The organism is Kitasatospora sp. NBC_01560 (assembly GCF_045208415.1).
In the GTDB taxonomy this organism is placed as follows: Bacteria; Actinomycetota; Actinomycetes; order Streptomycetales; family Streptomycetaceae; genus Kitasatospora.
This window is the reverse complement of the sequence record NZ_CP109364.1, coordinates 7287517-7307484: the sequence shown is the minus strand read 5'-3', so window position 1 is coordinate 7307484 and position 19968 is coordinate 7287517. Positions and strand designations below refer to the sequence as shown.

Below are 19968 nucleotides of genomic sequence, written 5' to 3'. Positions count from 1 at the left end.
GGCCCGCCCCTCCGCTCCTGCCCTCCGCCTCCCGGCCGGGACCAGGAACTACCAGGAATCCAAAGGAAGCAGACGTCACCGTGGTGAATGAAGACAAGCTCCGCGACTATCTCAAGCGCGTGACCGCCGACCTCCAGCGGACCAGGCAGCGCTTGCAGGACGTCGAGGCCAAGGACCGCGAGCCGATCGCGATCGTCGGCATGGCCTGCCGCTACCCGGGCGGCGTGAGCTCGCCCGAGGAGCTGTGGGAGCTGGTCGCCGAGGGCCGCGACGTGATCGGCCGGTTCCCGACCGACCGCGGCTGGGACCCGGACATCTACGACCCCGACCCGGAGAAGGTCGGCAGCTCCTACGCCAAGGAGGGTGGATTCCTCCACCACGCCGCCGACTTCGACCCGGAGTTCTTCGGCATCTCGCCGCGCGAGGCCCTGTCCATCGACCCGCAGCAGCGCCTGCTGCTGGAGACCGCCTGGGAGGCCGTGGAGCGGGCCGGCATCGACCCGGCGGCGCTCCGCGGCAGCCGGACCGGCGTGTTCGCGGGCGTCATGTACAACGACTACGGCTCCCGGCTCAACCCGATCCCGGACGGGTTCGAGGGCTACGTCGGCACCGGCAGCGCCGGCAGCATCGCGACCGGCCGGATCTCCTACACCTTCGGGTTCGAGGGCCCCGCCGTCACCATCGACACGGCCTGCTCGTCCTCGCTGGTCGCCCTGCACCTCGCCGCCCGCGCGCTGCGCAACGGCGAATGCTCACTGGCCCTGGCCGGCGGCGTCACCGTGATCTCCACGCCCAGCCTCTTCGTGGAGTTCAGCCGGCAGCGCGGGCTGTCACCCGACGGCCGCTGCAAGGCCTTCGCGGCCTCCGCCGACGGCACCGGCTGGGGCGAGGGCGTCGGCCTCCTACTGCTGGAGCGCCTCTCCGACGCCCAGCGCAACGGGCACGAGATCCTGGCCGTGGTCCGCGGCTCCGCGATCAACCAGGACGGCACCAGCAGCCAGCTCACCGCCCCCAACGGCCCCTCGCAGCAGCGCGTCATCCAGCAGGCCCTCTCCGACGCGGGGCTCGACGCGGCCGACGTGGACGCCGTCGAGGCGCACGGCACGGGCACCAAGCTGGGCGACCCGATCGAGGCACAGGCCCTGCTCGCCACCTACGGCCGCGAGCGCGATGCCGAACGGCCGCTCTGGCTCGGCTCGTTGAAGTCCAACATCGGACACTCCCAGGCCGCGGCCGGCGTGGGTGGCGTGATCAAGATGGTCATGGCGATGCAGAACGGGCAGCTGCCGCGGACCCTGCACGTCGACAAGCCCACGCACCAGGTCGACTGGTCGGCGGGTGCCGTCGAACTGCTCACCGAAGCCCAGCCGTGGGACGTGGACGGCGAACGGCTGCGTCGAGCGGGTGTGTCGTCGTTCGGCATCAGCGGGACCAACGCGCACGTCATCCTGGAGGAAGCGCCGACCGTCGAAGCGCCGACCGTCGAGGCGGAGGTGGTCGACGACGGGCCTGCGTCGGACCTGCCCGTCATGTGGCCCCTGTCGGCGAAGACCGAGGACGCCCTGCGCGACCAGGCCCGCCGACTGCACACCTGGATCACCGAACACCCCGACACCGACGAACGCGACATCGCCGCAGCCCTCACCCGCAAACCCCAATTCCCGCACCGGGCCACCGTGTTCAACACCGACGCCCTCGCAGCACTCGCCGACGGTCAGCCGCACCCCGACCTCGTCACCGGCACCACCGGCATCACCGGCAAAACCGTGTTCGTCTTCCCCGGCCAGGGCTCCCAATGGCCCGCCATGGGACAACACCTCCTCGCCACCAACCCCGTCTTCGCCGAACACATCACCGCCTGCACCGAAGCCTTCGCCCCCTACACCACCGACTGGAACCTCACCGACCTCCTCACCCACCCCAACCCCCAACTCCTCGAACGCGTCGACATCGTCCAACCCGCCCTCTTCGCCGTCATGACCGGCCTCGCCCAACTCTGGAAACACCACGGCATCACCCCCCACGCCGTCATCGGCCACTCCCAAGGCGAAATAGCCGCCGCCCACACCGCCGGCGCCCTCACCCTCCACGACGCCGCCAAAACCGTCATCCTCCGCGCCCAAGCACTCACCCAACTCACCAACACCGGCGCCATGGCCTCCATCCCCCTCCCCCCCAACGCCCTCGAACCCCACCTCAACAACGACCTCCACATCGCCGCCCACAACTCACCCACCACCACCATCATCAGCGGCACCCCCCACGCCATCGACACCCTCATCACCACCCTCCAGAACCAAGGCACCGACGCCCGCAAAATCCCCGTCACCTACGCCAGCCACTGCCCCCACGTCGAACCCCTCCAACACACCATCACCAACGCACTCCACGACATCCAGCCCCACCCCAGCACCACCGCCTTCTACTCCACCGTTACCGCCACCCCCCTCAACACCACCCAACTCGACGCCCACTACTGGTACAACAACCTCCGCAACCCCGTACAACTCCACCAAACCCTCACCCAACTCCACACCGACGGCTACCGCCACTACATCGAAATCAGCCCCCACCCCGTCCTCCTCCCCACCATCCACCAAACCCTCGACAACCAACCCACCACCATCCACCCCACCCTCCGCCGCCACCACGGCCACCACTTCCCCCACGCCCTCGCCCACACCCACACCCACGGCCTCACCCCCACCACCAACAGCCGCACCACAGGCAACCACCCCACCCTCCCCACCTACCCCTTCCAACACCACACCTACTGGCTGGACGAGGTCCCCGCACGGGCCGACGGCGATCCGGCGGGGCTGGGCCTGGCCGGGTCCGCGCACCCCTTGCTGGGCGCGGTCACCACCGTCGCGGAGAGCGATGCGCTGCTGCTCACCGCCCGGTTGTCCCTGGACACGCAGCCGTGGCTGGCCGACCACGTGGTCGCCGGAGCGGCCCTGCTCCCGGCCACCGCTCTGGTCGAGCTCGCGGTGCACTCCGGCGACCTCGTGGGCCTGACCCGGGTCGAGGAGTTGACGCTCGAAACCCCGATGGTGCTCGGCGAGGCGGGAGCGGTCCAGCTGCAGATCGCCGTGGGCGCGCCGGACGAGGACGGCCGGCGCCCGCTCACGATCCACTCCCGGCCCGAGGCGGGCGAGTCGGCCTGGACCCGCAACGCCACCGGCGCTCTGAGCGCCCCGGCCGATGTGCCCACCGACGATGCGCCGGTCACCGGCGAAGCGGCGGGCGCCTGGCCGCCCACCGGGTCCACCGCCGTCCCGGTCGCCGAGCTGTACGCGCGGCTGGACGACGCTGGCGTGCAGTACGGCCCGGCCTTCCGCGCCGTCACCTCGGTCTGGCAGGACGGCGACGAGCTGCTCGCCGAGCTGCTGCTCCCCGAGGCCGCGGACCGCACCGGATACGGCATCCACCCGGCGCTGTTCGACGCCGCCCTCCACCCGCTGGCGCTGGCCGGTGACGCGGCGGAGGTGCGGATGCCCTTCTCCTGGACGGGGGTGAACCTGCACGCGTCCGGCGCCGCGGCCCTGCGGGTGCGGTTGTCCTCGACCGGCAACGGGATCCGGCTGCTCGCGACGGACCCCGCCGGTGCGCCCGTCGTGTCGGTCGAGAACCTCGTCGCCCGGCCGATGTCCGCCGCCCGCCTGGCCGAACTGCGCGACCTGCTCGCCGGCGGCGCCGCTACCCCGACCGCCCTGCGCGCACCGTCCCGTCCCGTGGCGGCGGAGCCCGACCGCGCCGTCGGGTCGGAGTTCGTCACCCGGCTGGCCGGCCTGGACGCGACCGGGCAGACCGCCCTCCTGCTCGACCTGATCCGCGCGCACGTGGCGACGGTCCTCGGCCACGCCACGCCCGAAAGCGTCGACGCCGAGCGGGCGTTCAAGGAGTTCGGCATCGACTCCATCATGGGCGTGGAGATCAGGAACCGCCTGGCCAAGGCGGTGGGCCGCCCGCTCCCCGCCACCCTGATCTTCGACCACCCCACCCCCGCCGGTCTCGCCACCGCGCTGCGTCACGAGGTGCTCGGCCTCCGGGCGGGCGCCCCCGCCGCCGTCCGGACGACGGTCCGGGGCCCGGCGGACGAACCGCTCGCCATCGTCGCGATGGCCTGCCGCTACCCCGGCGGGGTCCGCTCCCCCGAGGACCTCTGGCGCCTCGTCGCGGACGGCGTCGACGCGATCGGCGACTTCCCCGACAACCGCGGCTGGGACACCGCCGCCCTGTACGACCCGGACCCGGCAAAGGCGGGCAGGACGTACTCGGTACAGGGCGGATTCCTCTACGACGCCGCGCAGTTCGACGCCGACTTCTTCGGGATCTCACCCCGCGAGGCGACCGCCACCGACCCGCAGCAGCGCCTGCTGCTGGAGACGGCCTGGGAGACCTTCGAGCGGGCCGGTCTCGATCCGGCCGCGCTGCGCGGCGAGCAGGTCGGCGTGTTCACCGGCATCGGCCACAACGACTACCGCGGCCAACTCGACAGTGCCCCGGAGGCCTTCGAAGGCCACCTGCTGACCGGCAACATGTCGAGCGTCGCGTCGGGCCGGATCGCCTACACCTTCGGTTTCGAGGGCCCCGCCGTCTCTGTCGAGACCGCCTGCTCCTCCTCCCTGGTGGCCCTGCACCTCGCCGCGCAGTCCCTGCGACAGGGCGACTGCACGATGGCACTCGTCGGCGGCGCGGCCGTCATGGCGACGCCGGGCGGCTTCATCGAGTTCAGCCGGCAGCGCGGCCTCGCACCCGACGGCCGCTGCAAGGCGTTCTCCGCGGAGGCCGACGGCACCGGCTGGAGCGAGGGCGTCGGCCTGCTCCTCGTCGAACGCCTCTCCGACGCCCGGCGCCACGGCCACCAGGTCCTCGCCGTCGTCCGCGGCTCCGCGATCAACCAGGACGGCGCCAGCAACGGCCTGACCGCCCCCAACGGGCCCGCACAGCAGCGCGTCATCCGCCAGGCCCTCGCCAACGCGCGGCTCACCACGGCCGACATCGACGTGGTCGAGGCGCACGGCACCGGCACCCGCCTGGGCGACCCGATCGAGGCACAGGCGCTGCTCGCCACGTACGGACAGGACCGCCCGGCCGAACGACCGCTGATGCTCGGCTCGTTGAAGTCCAACATCGGCCACGCCCAGGCCGCGGCCGGCGTCGCCGGCATCATCAAGATGGTCATGGCGATGCAGAACGGCGTCCTGCCGAAGACCCTGCATGTCAACGAGCCCACCCCGCAGGTCGACTGGACGGCCGGCGCCGTCGAGCTGCTCACCGAGGCCCGGCAGTGGGACACCCCGGACCACCCGCGCCGGGCGGCCGTCTCGTCCTTCGGCGTGAGCGGGACCAACGCCCACGTCATCCTGGAGGAGGCACCCGAGAGCGAGGGCGTCACGGGCGAGGTCGCGCAGGACGCGCCCGAACTGCCCGTCGTCTGGCCGCTGTCGGCGAAGTCGGAGGACGCGCTCCGCGACCAGGCCCGGCAACTGCTGAGCTGGCTCACCGAGCACCCGGACACCGCCGACGCCGACATCGCCCACACGCTGACCGAGGGCCGCTCGCTGTTCGACCACCGGGCCGTCATCCTGCCCGGCGACCGGGCCGAAGCACTGCGCGCACTCGCCGAGGGCACCAGCCACACCGGCGCGGTCACCGGCACCGCCTCGGCGGGTGGCAGGCTCGCCTACCTGTTCACCGGACAGGGATCACAACGGGTCGGTATGGGTGAGGAGTTGTACGACGCGTTCCCGGTCTTCGCAGCTGCGTACGACGAGGCGCTGAGCCACTTCGAGCCCCGGTTGCGGGAGATCGTCGCGTCGAACCCGGACGGGTTGCTCGACACCACCCTCCACACGCAGCCGGCCCTGTTCGCCCTGGAGACGGCGCTGTTCCGGCTGTTGGAGAGCCATGGCCTGGTGCCCGACTACCTCGCCGGGCACTCGATCGGTGAGATCGCCGCCGCCCACTGTGCCGGGGTGTTGTCGCTCGCGGACGCCGCGACGCTCGTCACCGCCCGGGCCCGGCTCATGCACGGCACCGGCGAGGGTGCCATGGCGACGCTCCAGGGCACCGAGGCGGACGTCCTGCCCCAGCTGAGTGACGGCGTGGTGATCGCGGCCGTCAACTCCGCCGACGCCGTCGTCGTCGCCGGCGACGCCGAGGCCGTCCACGCGCTGGCCGAGTCGTGGAAGGAGCAGGGGCACAAGGCCAAGGTCCTCAACACCCGACACGCCTTCCACTCCCCGCACATGGACCCTGTCCTCGACGAATTCCTGGCCGTCGCCGAGTCATTGACCTACCACTCGGCGAGGATTCCGGTCGTCTCCACCCTCACCGGCGAGATCGGCAACGACCTCACCGACCCCACCTACTGGGTACGCCAACTCCGCCACGCCGTCCGCTTCCACGACGCCCTCACCACCCTCCACGACAACGGCGTCACCACCTACCTCGAACTCGGCCCCGACGCCACCCTCACCACCCTCACCCGCACCACCCACCCCGAAGCCACCGCAACAGCCACCCTCACCCCCAAACACCCCGAAACACACACCACCCTCACCGCCCTCACCACCGCCCACACCCACGGCCACCCCACCACCTGGCCCACCCACAGCACCCACAGCACCCCCGCACCCCTCCCCACCTACCCCTTCCAGCAGCAGAGTTACTGGCTCCAGCCCACCGGCACGGCGAAGGTCGCCGAGCTCGGCCTCGACCGGGCCGATCACCCCTTGCTCGGGGTCTCCATCGCGGTGGCCGAGGACGACGGACTGCTGCTGACCGGGCTGATCTCCCTGCGCACCCACCCGTGGCTGGCCGATCACGAGGTCCTCGGGACGGCGCTGCTGCCGGGCGCGGCCTTCGTGGAGCTGGCGCTCCACGCCGCCGGGCAGGTCGGGTACGACACCGTGGACGAGCTGACCATCGAGACCCCGCTGTTTCTTCCCGAACAGGGTTCCGTCCAGCTCCAGTTGAGCGTGGGCGCCCCGGACGGGGCCGGGCGCCGGTCGGTGCGGGTGCACTCCCGGACGGCCGGCGAGGACGCCGAGTGGACCCGGCACGCATCGGGCACCCTCGTGCCCGGTGCACCGGGCACGACGGCCCGGGACGGCGCGCCGCTCGGCACCGTCTGGCCGCCGGAGAAGGCCGTGACCGTGGTGACGGACGGTCTCTACGACCGGCTCGCCGAGGCGGGGTTCCGCTACGGGGAGACGTTCCAGGGCCTGCGCGCGGGCTGGCGGGACGGCGACGAGGTGTACGCGGAGGTCCGCCTCCCGGAGGCGCAGTTCGAGGCGGCGGAGGTGTTCGGGCTGCACCCGGCGCTGCTCGACGCAGCCATGCACTCGCTCGGCCTCGGTGTGCTGGAGAGCGAGGACGACCAGGTGCGGCTGCCGTTCGCCTGGACCGGCGTCACCCTGCACGCACGGGGTGCGGTCGCTGCCCGCGTCCGGTTGACGCCCGTCGATGCCGCCACGATGCGGCTGACGCTGGTCGACGCGGAGGGTGCCCCGGTGCTGACCGCCGAGGGGCTGACGCTGCGCGCCATGCCGCGCTCGGCGGCGCCGACGGCGGCCCGGCCGGTGTACGGCGTGGACTGGGTGCCGGTGCCGTTCGCCGCCACCGGGGCCGTGGACGCGGTGGCGATCGCCGGGCCGGAGGAGCTGGCCGCTCTGGAGCCGGCGCCGGTGGTGCGGATCGACCTGTCCGCCACCGGTGACGGCGCCGACCTCGCGGCCGCGGCGCACGCTGTGGCCGGGCGGGCGCTGGCGGTCGTCCAGGCCTGGCTGGCCGACGAGCGGTTCGCCCGGTCGCGGCTCGCCCTGGTCACGCACGGGGCCGTGTCCGCCGACGACGTGCGAGACCCTGCGGCGTCGACCGTCTGGGGCCTGGTCCGCAGTGCGGCGACGGAGAACCCGGACCGGTTCGTCCTGCTCGACCTGGACGAGGACCCGGCGTCGGCTGCCGCCGTGCCGGCCGCACTCGCCACCGGCGAGCCGCAGTTGGCGATCCGGGCAGGCGAGTTGCTCGCACCGCGACTAGTCCGGATTCGGCCGACCACCGGCACCGACCGCCCGGGCGACGACGCGCCGTCCACCGACGGACCCGTCGGACTCGGACCCGTCGCGCTCGGCGCCGACGACACCGTGCTGATCACCGGCGGCACCGGCACCCTGGGCGCCGAACTGGCCCGGCACCTGGTCACCGGGCACGGCGTGCGCCGCCTGCTGCTCACCAGCCGGCGCGGGCCCGCCGCGGAGGGCGCCGACGAGTTGCTCGCCGAACTGACGGGGCTCGGCGCCGAGGTGACCGTCGCGGCCTGCAACGCCGCCGACCGCACGGCCCTCGCCGCCCTGTTGGACTCCCTCGACCGGCCGCTCACCGCGGTCGTGCACGTCGCGGGCGTGCTGGACGACGGTGTGATCGCCGCGCTCACCCCGGAGCGGCTGGCCGCCGTCCTGCGCCCGAAGGTGGACGCGGCCTGGCACCTGCACGAACTCACCGGGACCGAAACCGCGTTGGTGTTCTTCTCGTCCATCGCCGCCACCCTCGGCAGCCCCGGGCAGGGCAACTACACCGCCGCCAACGCCTTCCTCGACGCGCTGGCCCACCACCGGCGTGCCCTGGGCCGACCCACCCTCTCGCTGCCCTGGGGCTTCTGGGACACCGGCGACGGCATGACCGCCCAGCTCACCGACCGCGACCGCGCCCGGCTCGGCCGGGGAGGCGTCACCCCGATGACGGTCGACCAGGGCCTGGCCCTCTTCGACGACGCGCTCGCCGTGGACCGCGCCCTCGTCGTCCCCGCGCGGCTCGACCTCACCGCGCTGCGCACCGCCGACGAGGTGCCGGTCGCCCTCCGCGGCCTGGTCCGCGCGAGCCTGCGCCGCGCCGCGGCCGGCCCGGCCACCGGCAACGGCTCGCTCGCCCAGCGGATGGCGGCACTGCCGGCCGCCGAGCGGGACGCCGCCCTGCTGGACGCGGTGCGCGCGGCGGTGGCCACCGTGCTCGGCCACGACGGCGCCGGCGCCGTGCCGGTGGACCGGCAGTTCACCGACCTGGGCTTCGACTCGCTGACCGCGGTGGACTTCCGCAACCGCCTGGCCACGGTCAGCGGGCTGCGGCTCCCGGCGACGCTGGTGTTCGACTACCCGACCCCGGTCGCGCTGGCCGGCTACCTCCGCGACGAACTGCTCGGCGCCTCCGCCCCGGCCGGTGCGCTCGGAGCCGGTACCGTCGCCGCACGCCGGCCGGCGGTCGACGACGAGCCGATCGTGATCGTCGGCATGGCCTGCCGCTACCCCGGCGGGGTCCGCTCGCCCGAGGACCTCTGGCAGCTGGTCGCGGACGGGGTGGACGCCGTCTCGCCCTTCCCCCTCGACCGCGGCTGGTCGGAGGACCTCGTCCACCCCGATCCGGAGCACCTCGGCACCTCGTACACGGCCGAGGGCGGCTTCCTGCACGACGCCGACCGGTTCGACGCGGAGTTCTTCGGGATCTCCCCGCGCGAGGCCCTCGCCACCGACCCCCAGCAGCGCCTGCTGCTGGAGACGGCGTGGGAGAGCTTCGAACGCGCCGGCATCGACCCGGCCGCCCTGCGCGGCAGCAGGACCGGCGTCTTCACCGGCATCATGTACAACGACTACGGCGCCCGGCTGGTCGACCACGCGCCGCGCGGCTTCGAAGGATTCATCGGAACGGGCAGCGCGCCGAGCATCGCCTCGGGCCGGGTCTCCTACACCTTCGGCTTCGAGGGCCCCGCCGTCACCGTCGACACCGCCTGCTCCTCCTCGCTCGTCGCCCTGCACCTCGCCGCCCAGGCCCTGCGCAACGGCGAATGCGACCTCGCCCTCTCCGGCGGCGCCACCGTCATGGCCACCCCGACCACCTTCATCGAGTTCAGCCGCCAACGCGGCCTCGCACCCGACGGCCGCTGCAAGGCCTTCTCCGCCGACGCCGACGGCACCGGCTGGAGCGAAGGCGTCGGCCTGCTCCTCGTCGAACGCCTCTCCGACGCCCGCCGCCACGGCCACCACGTCCTCGCCGTCGTCCGCGGCTCCGCCATCAACCAGGACGGCGCCAGCAACGGCCTCACCGCCCCCAACGGCCCCTCCCAGCAACGCGTCATCCGCGCCGCCCTCGCCAACGCCGGCCTGGACAGCGCGGAGGTCGACGTCGTGGAGGGCCACGGCACCGGCACCACGCTGGGCGACCCGATCGAGGCACAGGCCCTGCTCGCCACCTACGGCCGTGAGCGGGACGCCGAACGGCCCCTGTGGCTGGGCTCGTTGAAGTCCAACCTGGGCCACACCCAGGCCGCGGCCGGCGTCGCCGGCATCATCAAGATGATCATGGCGATGCAGAACGGCGTCCTGCCGAAGACCCTGCACGTCAACGAGCCCTCCCCGCACGTCGACTGGACGGCCGGCGCCGTCGAACTGCTGGTCGAGGCGAGGCCGTGGGCCACCCCGGACCACCCGCGTCGGGCGGCCGTCTCATCCTTCGGCGTGAGCGGGACCAACGCCCACGTCATCCTGGAGGAGGCACCCGCTGTCGAGGAAGCCGCCGTCGAGGCACCCGTCGAGGCGCCTGAACTGCCTGTCGTCTGGCCGCTGTCCGCGAAGTCGGAGGACGCGCTCCGCGACCAGGCCCGGCAACTGCTGAGCTGGCTCACCGAGCACCCGGACACCGCCGACGCCGACATCGCCCACACGCTGACCGAGGGCCGCTCGCTCTTCGACCACCGGGCGGTCATCCTGCCCGGCGACCGCGCCGAGGCCCTCCGCGCACTCGCCGAAGGCACCAGCCACACCGGCGCGGTCACCGGCCGGGCCGGCCAACCCGGGAAGCTCGCCTACCTGTTCACCGGACAGGGATCACAACGCGTCGGCATGGGCGAGGAGCTGTACGCGACGTTCCCCGTCTTCGCCGCCGCATACGACGAGGCGCTGAGCCACTTCGACCCCGAGCTCCGCCGGATCATCGCGACCAACCCCGACGGCCTGCTCGACACCACCCTCCACACCCAGCCCGCCCTGTTCGCCCTGGAAACTGCACTGTTCCGGCTCCTGGAGAGCCACGGCCTCGCCCCCGACTACCTCGCCGGACACTCGATCGGCGAAATCGCCGCCGCCCACTGCGCCGGCATCCTCTCCCTCGCCGACGCCGCCACCCTCGTCACCGCCCGCGCCCGCCTCATGCACAGCACCCGCGAAGGCGCCATGGCCACTCTCCAGGGCACCGAGGCGGACATCCTGCCCCAGCTGAGTGACGGCGTGGTCATCGCCGCCGTCAACTCCGCCGACGCCGTCGTCATCGCCGGCGACACCCACGCCGTCCACGCACTCGCCGCCACGTGGAAGGAGCAGGGACACAAGGCCAAGATCCTCAACACCCACCACGCCTTCCACTCCCCCCACATGGACCCTGTCCTCGACGAATTCCTGGCCGTCGCCGAGTCGTTGACCTACCACCCAGCGAGGATTCCGGTCGTCTCCACCCTCACCGGCGAGATCGGCAACGACCTCACCGAACCCACCTACTGGGTCAAGCAACTCCGCCACGCCGTCCGCTTCCACGACGCCCTCACCACCCTCGGCAGCAGCGGCGTCACCACCTACCTCGAACTCGGCCCCGACGCCACCCTCACCACCCTCACCCGCACCACCCACCCCGAAGCCACCGCAACAGCCACCCTCACCCCCAAACACTCCGAAACACACACCACCCTCACCGCCCTCACCACCGCCCACACCCACGGCCACCCCACCACCTGGCCCACCCACAGCACCCAGGGCAGCCGCACCACGCTGCCCACCTACCCCTTCCAGCAGCAGAGTTACTGGCTCCAGCCCACCGAGTCCGCCGCCGGCGTCGCCGCTTCCGAGCACGCGTTGCTCGGGTCGAAGGTGGAGCTGGCCGGCGACCGCGGGGTGGTCTTCTCCGGTCGGCTGTCACTGCGGACCCACCCGTGGCTCGCGGACCACACGGTGCTCGGGACGGCGTTGCTGCCCGGGTCCGCGCTGGTCGATGTCGTGCTCCACGCCGGCGAACTGGCCGGTGCGGGGCAGATCGAGGAACTCACCCTGGCCGCACCGGTCGTGCTGCCGGAGAGCGGCGCCGTCGAGCTCCAGGTGCACGTGGGGGCGCCCGACGCGGGCGGTCTCCGGCCGGTCGGGGTGCACTCGCGGCCGGCGGGCGCACGCGGTGCGGACCTGCCGTGGACGCAGCACGCCGACGGTGTGCTCACCGACGCGGCCGCCGCCCCGGTGGACCTCTCCGCCTGGCCGCCGCCCGGTGCCGAGCCGGTCGACGTGGACGGGTTCTACGAGCGGCTGGCCGATCTGGGGCTCGGCTACGGACCGGTGTTCCAGGGCCTGACGGCCGCCTGGCGCACGGCCGACGCCGTCTACGCGGAGGTCGAGTTGGAGCGAGGCACCGAGGTGTCCGGCTTCGGCGTCCACCCGGCGCTGCTCGACTCCTCGCTGCACGCGCTCGGGTTCACCGTGGACGGGGCGGAGGGCGGCGACCGTCCGCTCCTGCCCTTCGCCTGGGCGGGTGTGTCGGTGTTCGCGGTGGGCGCTTCGGCGGTCCGGGTGCGGTTGGCGCCCAGCGGTCCCGAGGCGTTCGAGGTGGCGATCGCCGACTCGTCGGGCGCGCCGGTTGCGCACGTCGGACGGTTGAGCGTGCGGCCGGTGTCACTCGACCAGCTGGCGCCGGCGGCCGGTCCGCAGCTCCCGCTGTACGAGATCGACTGGACGGCCGTCGCCCTGCCGGAGAGGCCGGACGCGTCGGACGGCCCGGTGTACGCCGCCGACCCGGAGCGGCTGGCGGCACTGCCCGCCGGGAACGCCGTCCTGGACTTCCCCGCCGAGGGGGCCGAGCCGCACGCGGCGGCCGAGCGGGCCCTCGTCTTCGTCCAGGCCTGGCTGGCCGACCCGGAGCGGGCCGACGCCCGGCTGACCCTGGTGACGCACGGTGCGGCCGGCCCGGACGTGTCCGATCCCGCCGCCGCCACGGTGTGGGGTCTGGTCCGTTCCGCCCAGATCGAGGCCCCGGACCGGTTCGCCCTGCTGGACGTGGACGACGACCCGGCCTCGGCCGCCGCGCTCTCGGCCGCCCTGGCCTCGGAGGAGCCGCAGCTCGCCCTGCGGGCGGGCGCGGCCCTGGCCCCGCGGCTCGCCCCGCGCAAGCCGGTCGCGCACGACAGCCGGCCGGCAGAGCCGGTGTTCTCGCCGGACGACTACGTCCTGATCACCGGCGCCACCGGCGAACTCGGCAAACTCCTCGCCCACCACCTCGTCACCACCCACCACGTCAAACGACTCCTCCTCGTCAGCCGCCGCGGCCCCGACGCCCCCGGCGCCACCGAACTCCACCACCAACTCACCACCCTCGGCGCCCACACCACCATCACCGCCTGCGACCTCACCGACCCCCACGCCACCCACCAACTCCTCACCAACCACCCCGTCACCACCATCCTCCACGCCGCCGGCACCCTCGACGACGCCACCATCACCACCCTCACCCCCCAACGCCTCCACACCGTCCTCCAAACCAAAATCACCACCACCCACAACCTCCAACAACACGCCACCCACGCCCACCACCTCATCCTCTTCTCCTCCATCGCCGCCACCATCGGAAGCCCCGGCCAAGCCAACTACGCCGCCGCCAACGCCTACCTCGACGCCCTCGCCACCCACCGCACCACCCACGGCCACCCCACCACCTCCTACGCCTGGGGACTCTGGAACACCCAAGGCGGCATGAGCGACCGGGCGGACCGGCACCGGCTGGGCCGCAGCGGCATCCTGCCGATCAGCGCCGAGGACGGCCTGGCCATGTTCGACGCCGGGCTCGGCATGACGACCCCGGTGGCGGTGCGGCTGGATCCGACGGCCCTGCGCGGCCTGCCGGTGGTGCCGTCCGTGCTGCGCGGCATGGTCCGCACGCCGGCCCGCCGGGCGGCCGCCGCCGGCGGTGGCGCGGGCTCGCCGGCCGACCGCTTCGGTGCTCTCCCCGAGGCCGAGCGCCGGACGGCCCTGCTCGACCTGGTGCGCGGCCTGGTCGCCGACGTCCTCGGGCACGCCGACGGCGCGGCCGTCGAGATCGGCAAGGGCTTCCTCGAAATAGGCTTCGACTCGCTGACCGCCGTCGAGCTGCGCAACCGCCTGATCGCCGACACCGGACTGCGCCTGCCCGCGACGACGATCTTCGACTACCCGACCCCGGCCGCGGTCGCGGACCGCCTGTACGAGCTGTTCACACCGGTGGAGGACCCCGACGCGGCGGTGCGCCGCGCGCTGGCCGGGATCCCGCTGGCGCGGCTGCGCGAGGCGGGTCTGCTGGAGGCGCTGCTCCAGCTCACCGGACCGAGCGCCGAGCACGAACAAAGCCCGGCTTCAGAACCGCAGAAGAGCGGCCAAATCAACATGATCGAGACTCTCGATGCGGCGGCCCTCGTGGCCATGGCGCTCAACGACAACGCGTGAGGACCCTGCTGCGATGACCACCACCTCCACCGAACAAGTCGTCGAGGCACTCCGGGCCTCGCTCATGGAGACCGAGCGGCTGCGCCAGGAGAACCGGCAGATCACCGCCGCCTCCCGCGAGCCGATCGCGATCGTCGGCATGGCCTGCCGCTACCCGGGCGGGGCCAACTCCCCCGAGGCACTCTGGCAGTTGGTCGCCGAGGGCCGGGACGCGATCGGCGGCTTCCCCGAGGACCGCGGCTGGGACGTCGACGGCCTCTACGACCCGGACCCCGACCACGCCGGCACGACGTACGCGCGAACGGGCGGATTCCTCTACGAGGCTGCCGAGTTCGACCCGGAGTTCTTCGGCATCTCGCCGCGCGAGGCCCTGGCGATCGACCCGCAGCAGCGCATGCTGCTCGAAACCGCCTGGGAGGCCGTCGAGCGGGCCGGCATCGACCCGGCGGCGCTCCGCGGCAGCCGGACCGGCGTGTTCGCGGGCGTCATGTACAACGACTACGGCGCCCGCCTGTTGCTCCCGAAGGCGCCGGAGGAGTTCGAGGGGTACGTCGGCACCGGCAGCGCCGGCAGTGTCGCGTCCGGCCGGATCTCCTACACCTTCGGGTTCGAGGGCCCCGCCGTCACCATCGACACGGCCTGTTCGTCCTCGCTGGTCGCCCTGCACCTCGCCGCCCAGGCGCTGCGCAACGGCGAATGCTCACTGGCCCTGGCCGGTGGCGCCACGGTCATCGCGACGCCGGGCCTCTTCACGGAGTTCAGCCGGCAGCGCGGGCTGTCACCCGACGGCCGCTGCAAGGCCTTCGCGGCCTCCGCCGACGGCACCGGCTGGGGCGAGGGCGTCGGCCTCCTACTGCTGGAGCGGCTCTCCGACGCCCAGCGCAACGGGCACCCGATCCTCGGCGTGGTCCGTGGCACGGCCGTCAACCAGGACGGCGCCAGCAGCCAGCTCACCGCGCCCAACGGTCCGGCCCAGCAGCGCGTCATCCGCGCCGCCCTCGCCAACGCCCGGCTCGACGCCGCCGACGTGGACGCGGTCGAGGCGCACGGCACCGGCACGCCGCTCGGCGACCCGATCGAGGCCCAGGCCCTGCTGGCCACCTACGGCCAGGCCCGGCCGGCCGAACGGCCGCTGCTGCTCGGCTCGTTGAAGTCGAACATCGGGCACACGCAGGCCGCGGCCGGCGTCGGCGGAATCATCAAGATGGTCATGTCGATGCAGCACCGCGAACTGCCGAAGACCCTGCACGTCGACGAACCCACGCACCAGGTCGACTGGGAGGCCGGCGCCGTCGAGCTGCTCCGCGAGAACCGCCCCTGGGAGACCGCGGACGGGCGCCCGCGGCGTGCCGCCGTCTCCTCGTTCGGCATCAGCGGGACGAACGCGCACATCATCCTGGAGGAAGCGCCGACCGTCGAAGCGCCGACCGCCGAGGCGGAGGTGGTCGACGACGGGCCTGCGTCGGACCTGCCCGTGATGTGGCCACTGTCCGCGAAGACCGAGGACGCCCTACGCGACCAGGCCCGCCGACTGCACACCTGGATCACCGAACACCCCGACACCGACGAACGCGACATCGCCGCAGCCCTCACCCGCAAACCCGAATTCCCCCACCGGGCCACCGTGTTCAACACCGACGCCCTCGCGGCACTCGCCGACGGCCAGCCGCACCCCGACCTCGTCACCGGCACCACCGGCATCCACGGCAAAACCGTGTTCGTCTTCCCCGGCCAGGGCTCCCAATGGCCCGCCATGGGACAACACCTCCTCGCCACCAACCCCGTCTTCGCCCAACACATCACCGCCTGCACCGAAGCCTTCGCCCCCTACACCACCGACTGGAACCTCACCGACCTCCTCACCCACCCCAACCCCCAACTCCTCGAACGCGTCGACATCGTCCAACCCGCCCTCTTCGCCGTCATGACCGGCCTCGCCCAACTCTGGAAACACCACGGCATCACCCCCCACGCCGTCATCGGCCACTCCCAAGGCGAAATAGCCGCCGCCCACACCGCCGGCGCCCTCACCCTCCACGACGCCGCCAAAACCGTCATCCTCCGCGCCCAAGCACTCACCCAACTCACCAACACCGGCGCCATGGCCTCCATCCCCCTCCCCCCCAACGCCCTGGAGGAACACCTCAACAACGACCTCCACATCGCCGCCCACAACTCACCCACCACCACCATCATCAGCGGCACCCCCCACGCCATCGACACCCTCATCACCACCCTCCAGAACACCGGCATCGACGCCCGCAAAATCCCCGTCACCTACGCCAGCCACTGCCCCCACGTCGAACCCCTCCAAGAAACAATCACCAACGCACTCCACGACATCCAGCCCCACACCAGCACCACCGCCTTCTACTCCACCGTCACCGCCACCCCCCTCAACACCACCCAACTCGACGCCCACTACTGGTACAACAACCTCCGCAACCCCGTACAACTCCACCAAACCCTCACCCAACTCCACACCGACGGCTACCGCCACTACATCGAAATCAGCCCCCACCCCGTCCTCCTCCCCACCATCCACCAAACCCTCGACAACCAACCCACCACCATCCACCCCACCCTCCGCCGCCACCACGGCCACCACTTCCCCCACGCCCTCGCCCACACCCACACCCACGGCCTCACCCCCACCACCAACAGCCGCACCACAGGCAACCACCCCACCCTCCCCACCTACCCCTTCCAACACCACACCTACTGGATCGACACCCCCACCAACACCGGCGACCCCACCACCCTCGGCCTCCACCACACCAACCACCCCCTCCTCCGAGCCACCCTCAACACCGCTTCGGAGAACGGGCTTCTCGGCACCGGCCGCCTCTCCACCACCGACCACCCCTGGCTCGTCGAGCAGAACATCGGCGGGGCACCGGTCCTGCCCGCCGCCGCGCTGCTCGAACTGGCCTTTGCCGCAGGCGATTCGGTCGCCAGCGGCCACATCGCGGAGCTGACCGTGGAGGCGCCGATGCCCACCGGGCAGGCCGCGCAGGTCCAGGTGGCCGTGGGCGCGCCCGACGCGGACGGGCGGCGCACGCTGGAGCTGCACTCCCGGACGGGTGACGACGCACCGTGGACCAGGCACGCAACCGGCGTGCTGGACGACGAAGTGCCGGACGGCGACGGCGCGGACGCGGCTCCCTGGCCGCCGGCCGGCGCGGAGCCGGTCGACCCGGAGGAGCTGTACGAGCGGCTGGCCTCGGCCGGCTTCGAGGTGCACGACGCCTCACGCGCGCTGCGCCACGCCTGGCGGCAGCCGGACGGCCTGTTCGCCGAGGTCGCCCTGCCCGACGGCACGGACGACGAGGGGTACGGCATCCATCCTCTGCTGCTCCAGGCGGCTCTGCATCTCGCGGCTCCGGCTGCCGGACCCGGGGAGCGCTCGCCCCGGCTGGCGCTGGCCTGGGAGGACGTGACGCTGCACGCCACCGGGGCGACCGAACTGCGGGTGCGGCTGGCACCGCTGGGCTCTGACGCGTTCGCGCTGACCGCCACCGACCCGACGGGTGCGCCGGTTCTCACGGTGGGCGCGGTGACCTTCCGGCCGGTCGACCCCGCGACGTACGGGCAGGTGCGCGCCGGGGCCGGTGACGGTCTGCTCGGCCTGGAGTGGGTCGCCCTCGCGACCCCCGCCTACACCAATGCCACCACCCTCGCCGCCGGGCTGCCGGCCGACACCGAGGTCTTCCACGTACCGGCCGGCCTGGAGGTGCGCGACACGCTGCACCCGGTGCTCAAGGCCGTACAGGAGCGACTCGCGGAGGACCGTCCGGGGCGGCTCGTCGTGGTCACCCGGGGCGCCGTCGCCACGACGGCCGACGCGGACGTGCCCGAGCTGGGCCAGGCCTCGGTCTGGGGTCTGCTGCGGACGGCGCAGACCGAGAACCCCGAGCGGTTCACGCTGATCGACCTCGACGACGACCCCGCCGCCGAACCGGCACTGGTCGCCGCACTTGCCTCCGACGAACCGCAACTCGCCGTTCGCGACGGACGGTTGTACGCGCCCCGCCTGGTCCCGCTGCCGGCACCGCAGGCTCCGCAGCCCGCGGGCGAGGCCGCCGGGGACGCGGGCCCCACCCGCCTGCTGGACCCCGAAGGCACCGCGCTGATCACCGGCGGCACCGGTCTGTTGGGCAGCCTGGTCGCACGGCGGCTGGTCGAGGTGCACGGCGTGCGGCACCTGCTGCTGACCAGCCGCCGCGGCCCCGACGCGCCCGGCGCGGCCGAGCTGTGCGCCGAACTCACCGCGCTGGGTGCCACGGTGACCGCCGTCGCCTGTGACACGGCCGACCGCGCCGCGCTGGAGAAGCTGCTGGCGGGCGTGCCCGCGGATCGGCCGCTGGTCGCGGTCGTGCACGCGGCCGGCGCGCTGGACGACGGCCTGGTCGGCTCGCTCACCGCCGAGCAGTTCGAGACGGTCCTCCGCCCGAAGGCGGACGCGGCACTGCTGCTCGACGAACTGACCCGGGAGGCCGCACCCGCCGCCTTCGTCCTCTTCTCGTCGACCGCCGGCGTGCTGGGCTCGCCCGGCCAGGGCAACTACGCGGCGGCCAACGCGCTGCTCGACGCAGTGGCACAGCGCCGCCGGGCGCACGGCCTGCCCGGCACGTCGGTCGCCTGGGGCCTGTGGGCGCGGAGCAGCGGCATGACGGGGCACCTGAGCGAGGCCGACGTGGCCCGCCTGGCGCGGGGCGGGGTGACGCCGCTGGAGGACGAGCAGGGCCTCGCCCTGTTCGACGCCGCACTCGGTGCGTCCGGCCTCGTGGTGGCGGCCGGGGTGAACCGTGCGGGGCTGCGCGCCCAGGCGGAGCGCGGTGCGCTGCCGCACCTGCTGCGTGCCCTGGTGCCGGCCTCGGCGGCTCGCCGCCGGGCCAACGCGGCCACGGCCGTGAACACTTCGGAGCTGATCCGGCGGCTGACCGGTGCCACCGAGGCCGAGCAGGACACCGTCCTGCTGGAGCTGGTGCGCGCCCAGGCAGCGACGGTGCTGGGCCACGCCTCCGCCGGACGCATCGAACCCGACCGGGCCTTCCGGGAGCTGGGCTTCGACTCGCTGACGGCGGTGGAGCTGCGCAACCGCCTCCAGGGCGCCACCGGACGGCAGTTGCCGATGACGCTGGTCTTCGACTACCCCTCGCCGGTCGCCCTCTCCCGCCACCTGCGGCAGGAGCTCGCACCCTCGCCCGAACACGCACAGTCCGCACTGCTGGCCGAACTCGACCGCCTCGCGTCTGCGTTGGACGCCACCCGACCCGAGCGCGACAGCGGTTCGCTGATCGCCTCCCGGCTCCAGGAACTGGTCCGTCGTTGGAACACCGCCTCGGCGGACGGCGACCACGACCCCGACGACGACTTCGAAACCGTCACCGACGACGAACTGTTCAGCGTCCTGGACGAAGAACTCGGCACGGCCTGAGCCCCCACTGACACCGAGGAGCAC

General features: G+C 73.0%; 2 protein-coding genes. Both read left to right on the top strand.

The features are described from left to right. Positions 1–17: 17 nt before the first annotated feature. The gene (locus OH807_RS31615) at positions 18–14504 is read left to right on the top strand and encodes an SDR family NAD(P)-dependent oxidoreductase (RefSeq protein ID WP_406211297.1); all 14487 of its coding nucleotides are present in this window, start codon (positions 18–20) and stop codon (positions 14502–14504) included. 13 nt (positions 14505–14517) lie between these two features. Continuing rightward, the gene (locus OH807_RS31610; protein WP_406205786.1) at positions 14518–19944 is read left to right on the top strand and encodes a type I polyketide synthase; all 5427 of its coding nucleotides are present in this window, start codon (positions 14518–14520) and stop codon (positions 19942–19944) included. The last annotated feature ends 24 nt before the right edge of the window (positions 19945–19968 follow it).

Coding starts and splice junctions, on each gene's coding strand:
- OH807_RS31610 (WP_406205786.1), top strand. CDS start 14,518: ATGACCACCACCTCCACCGAACAAGTCGTCGAGGCACTCCGGGCCTCG.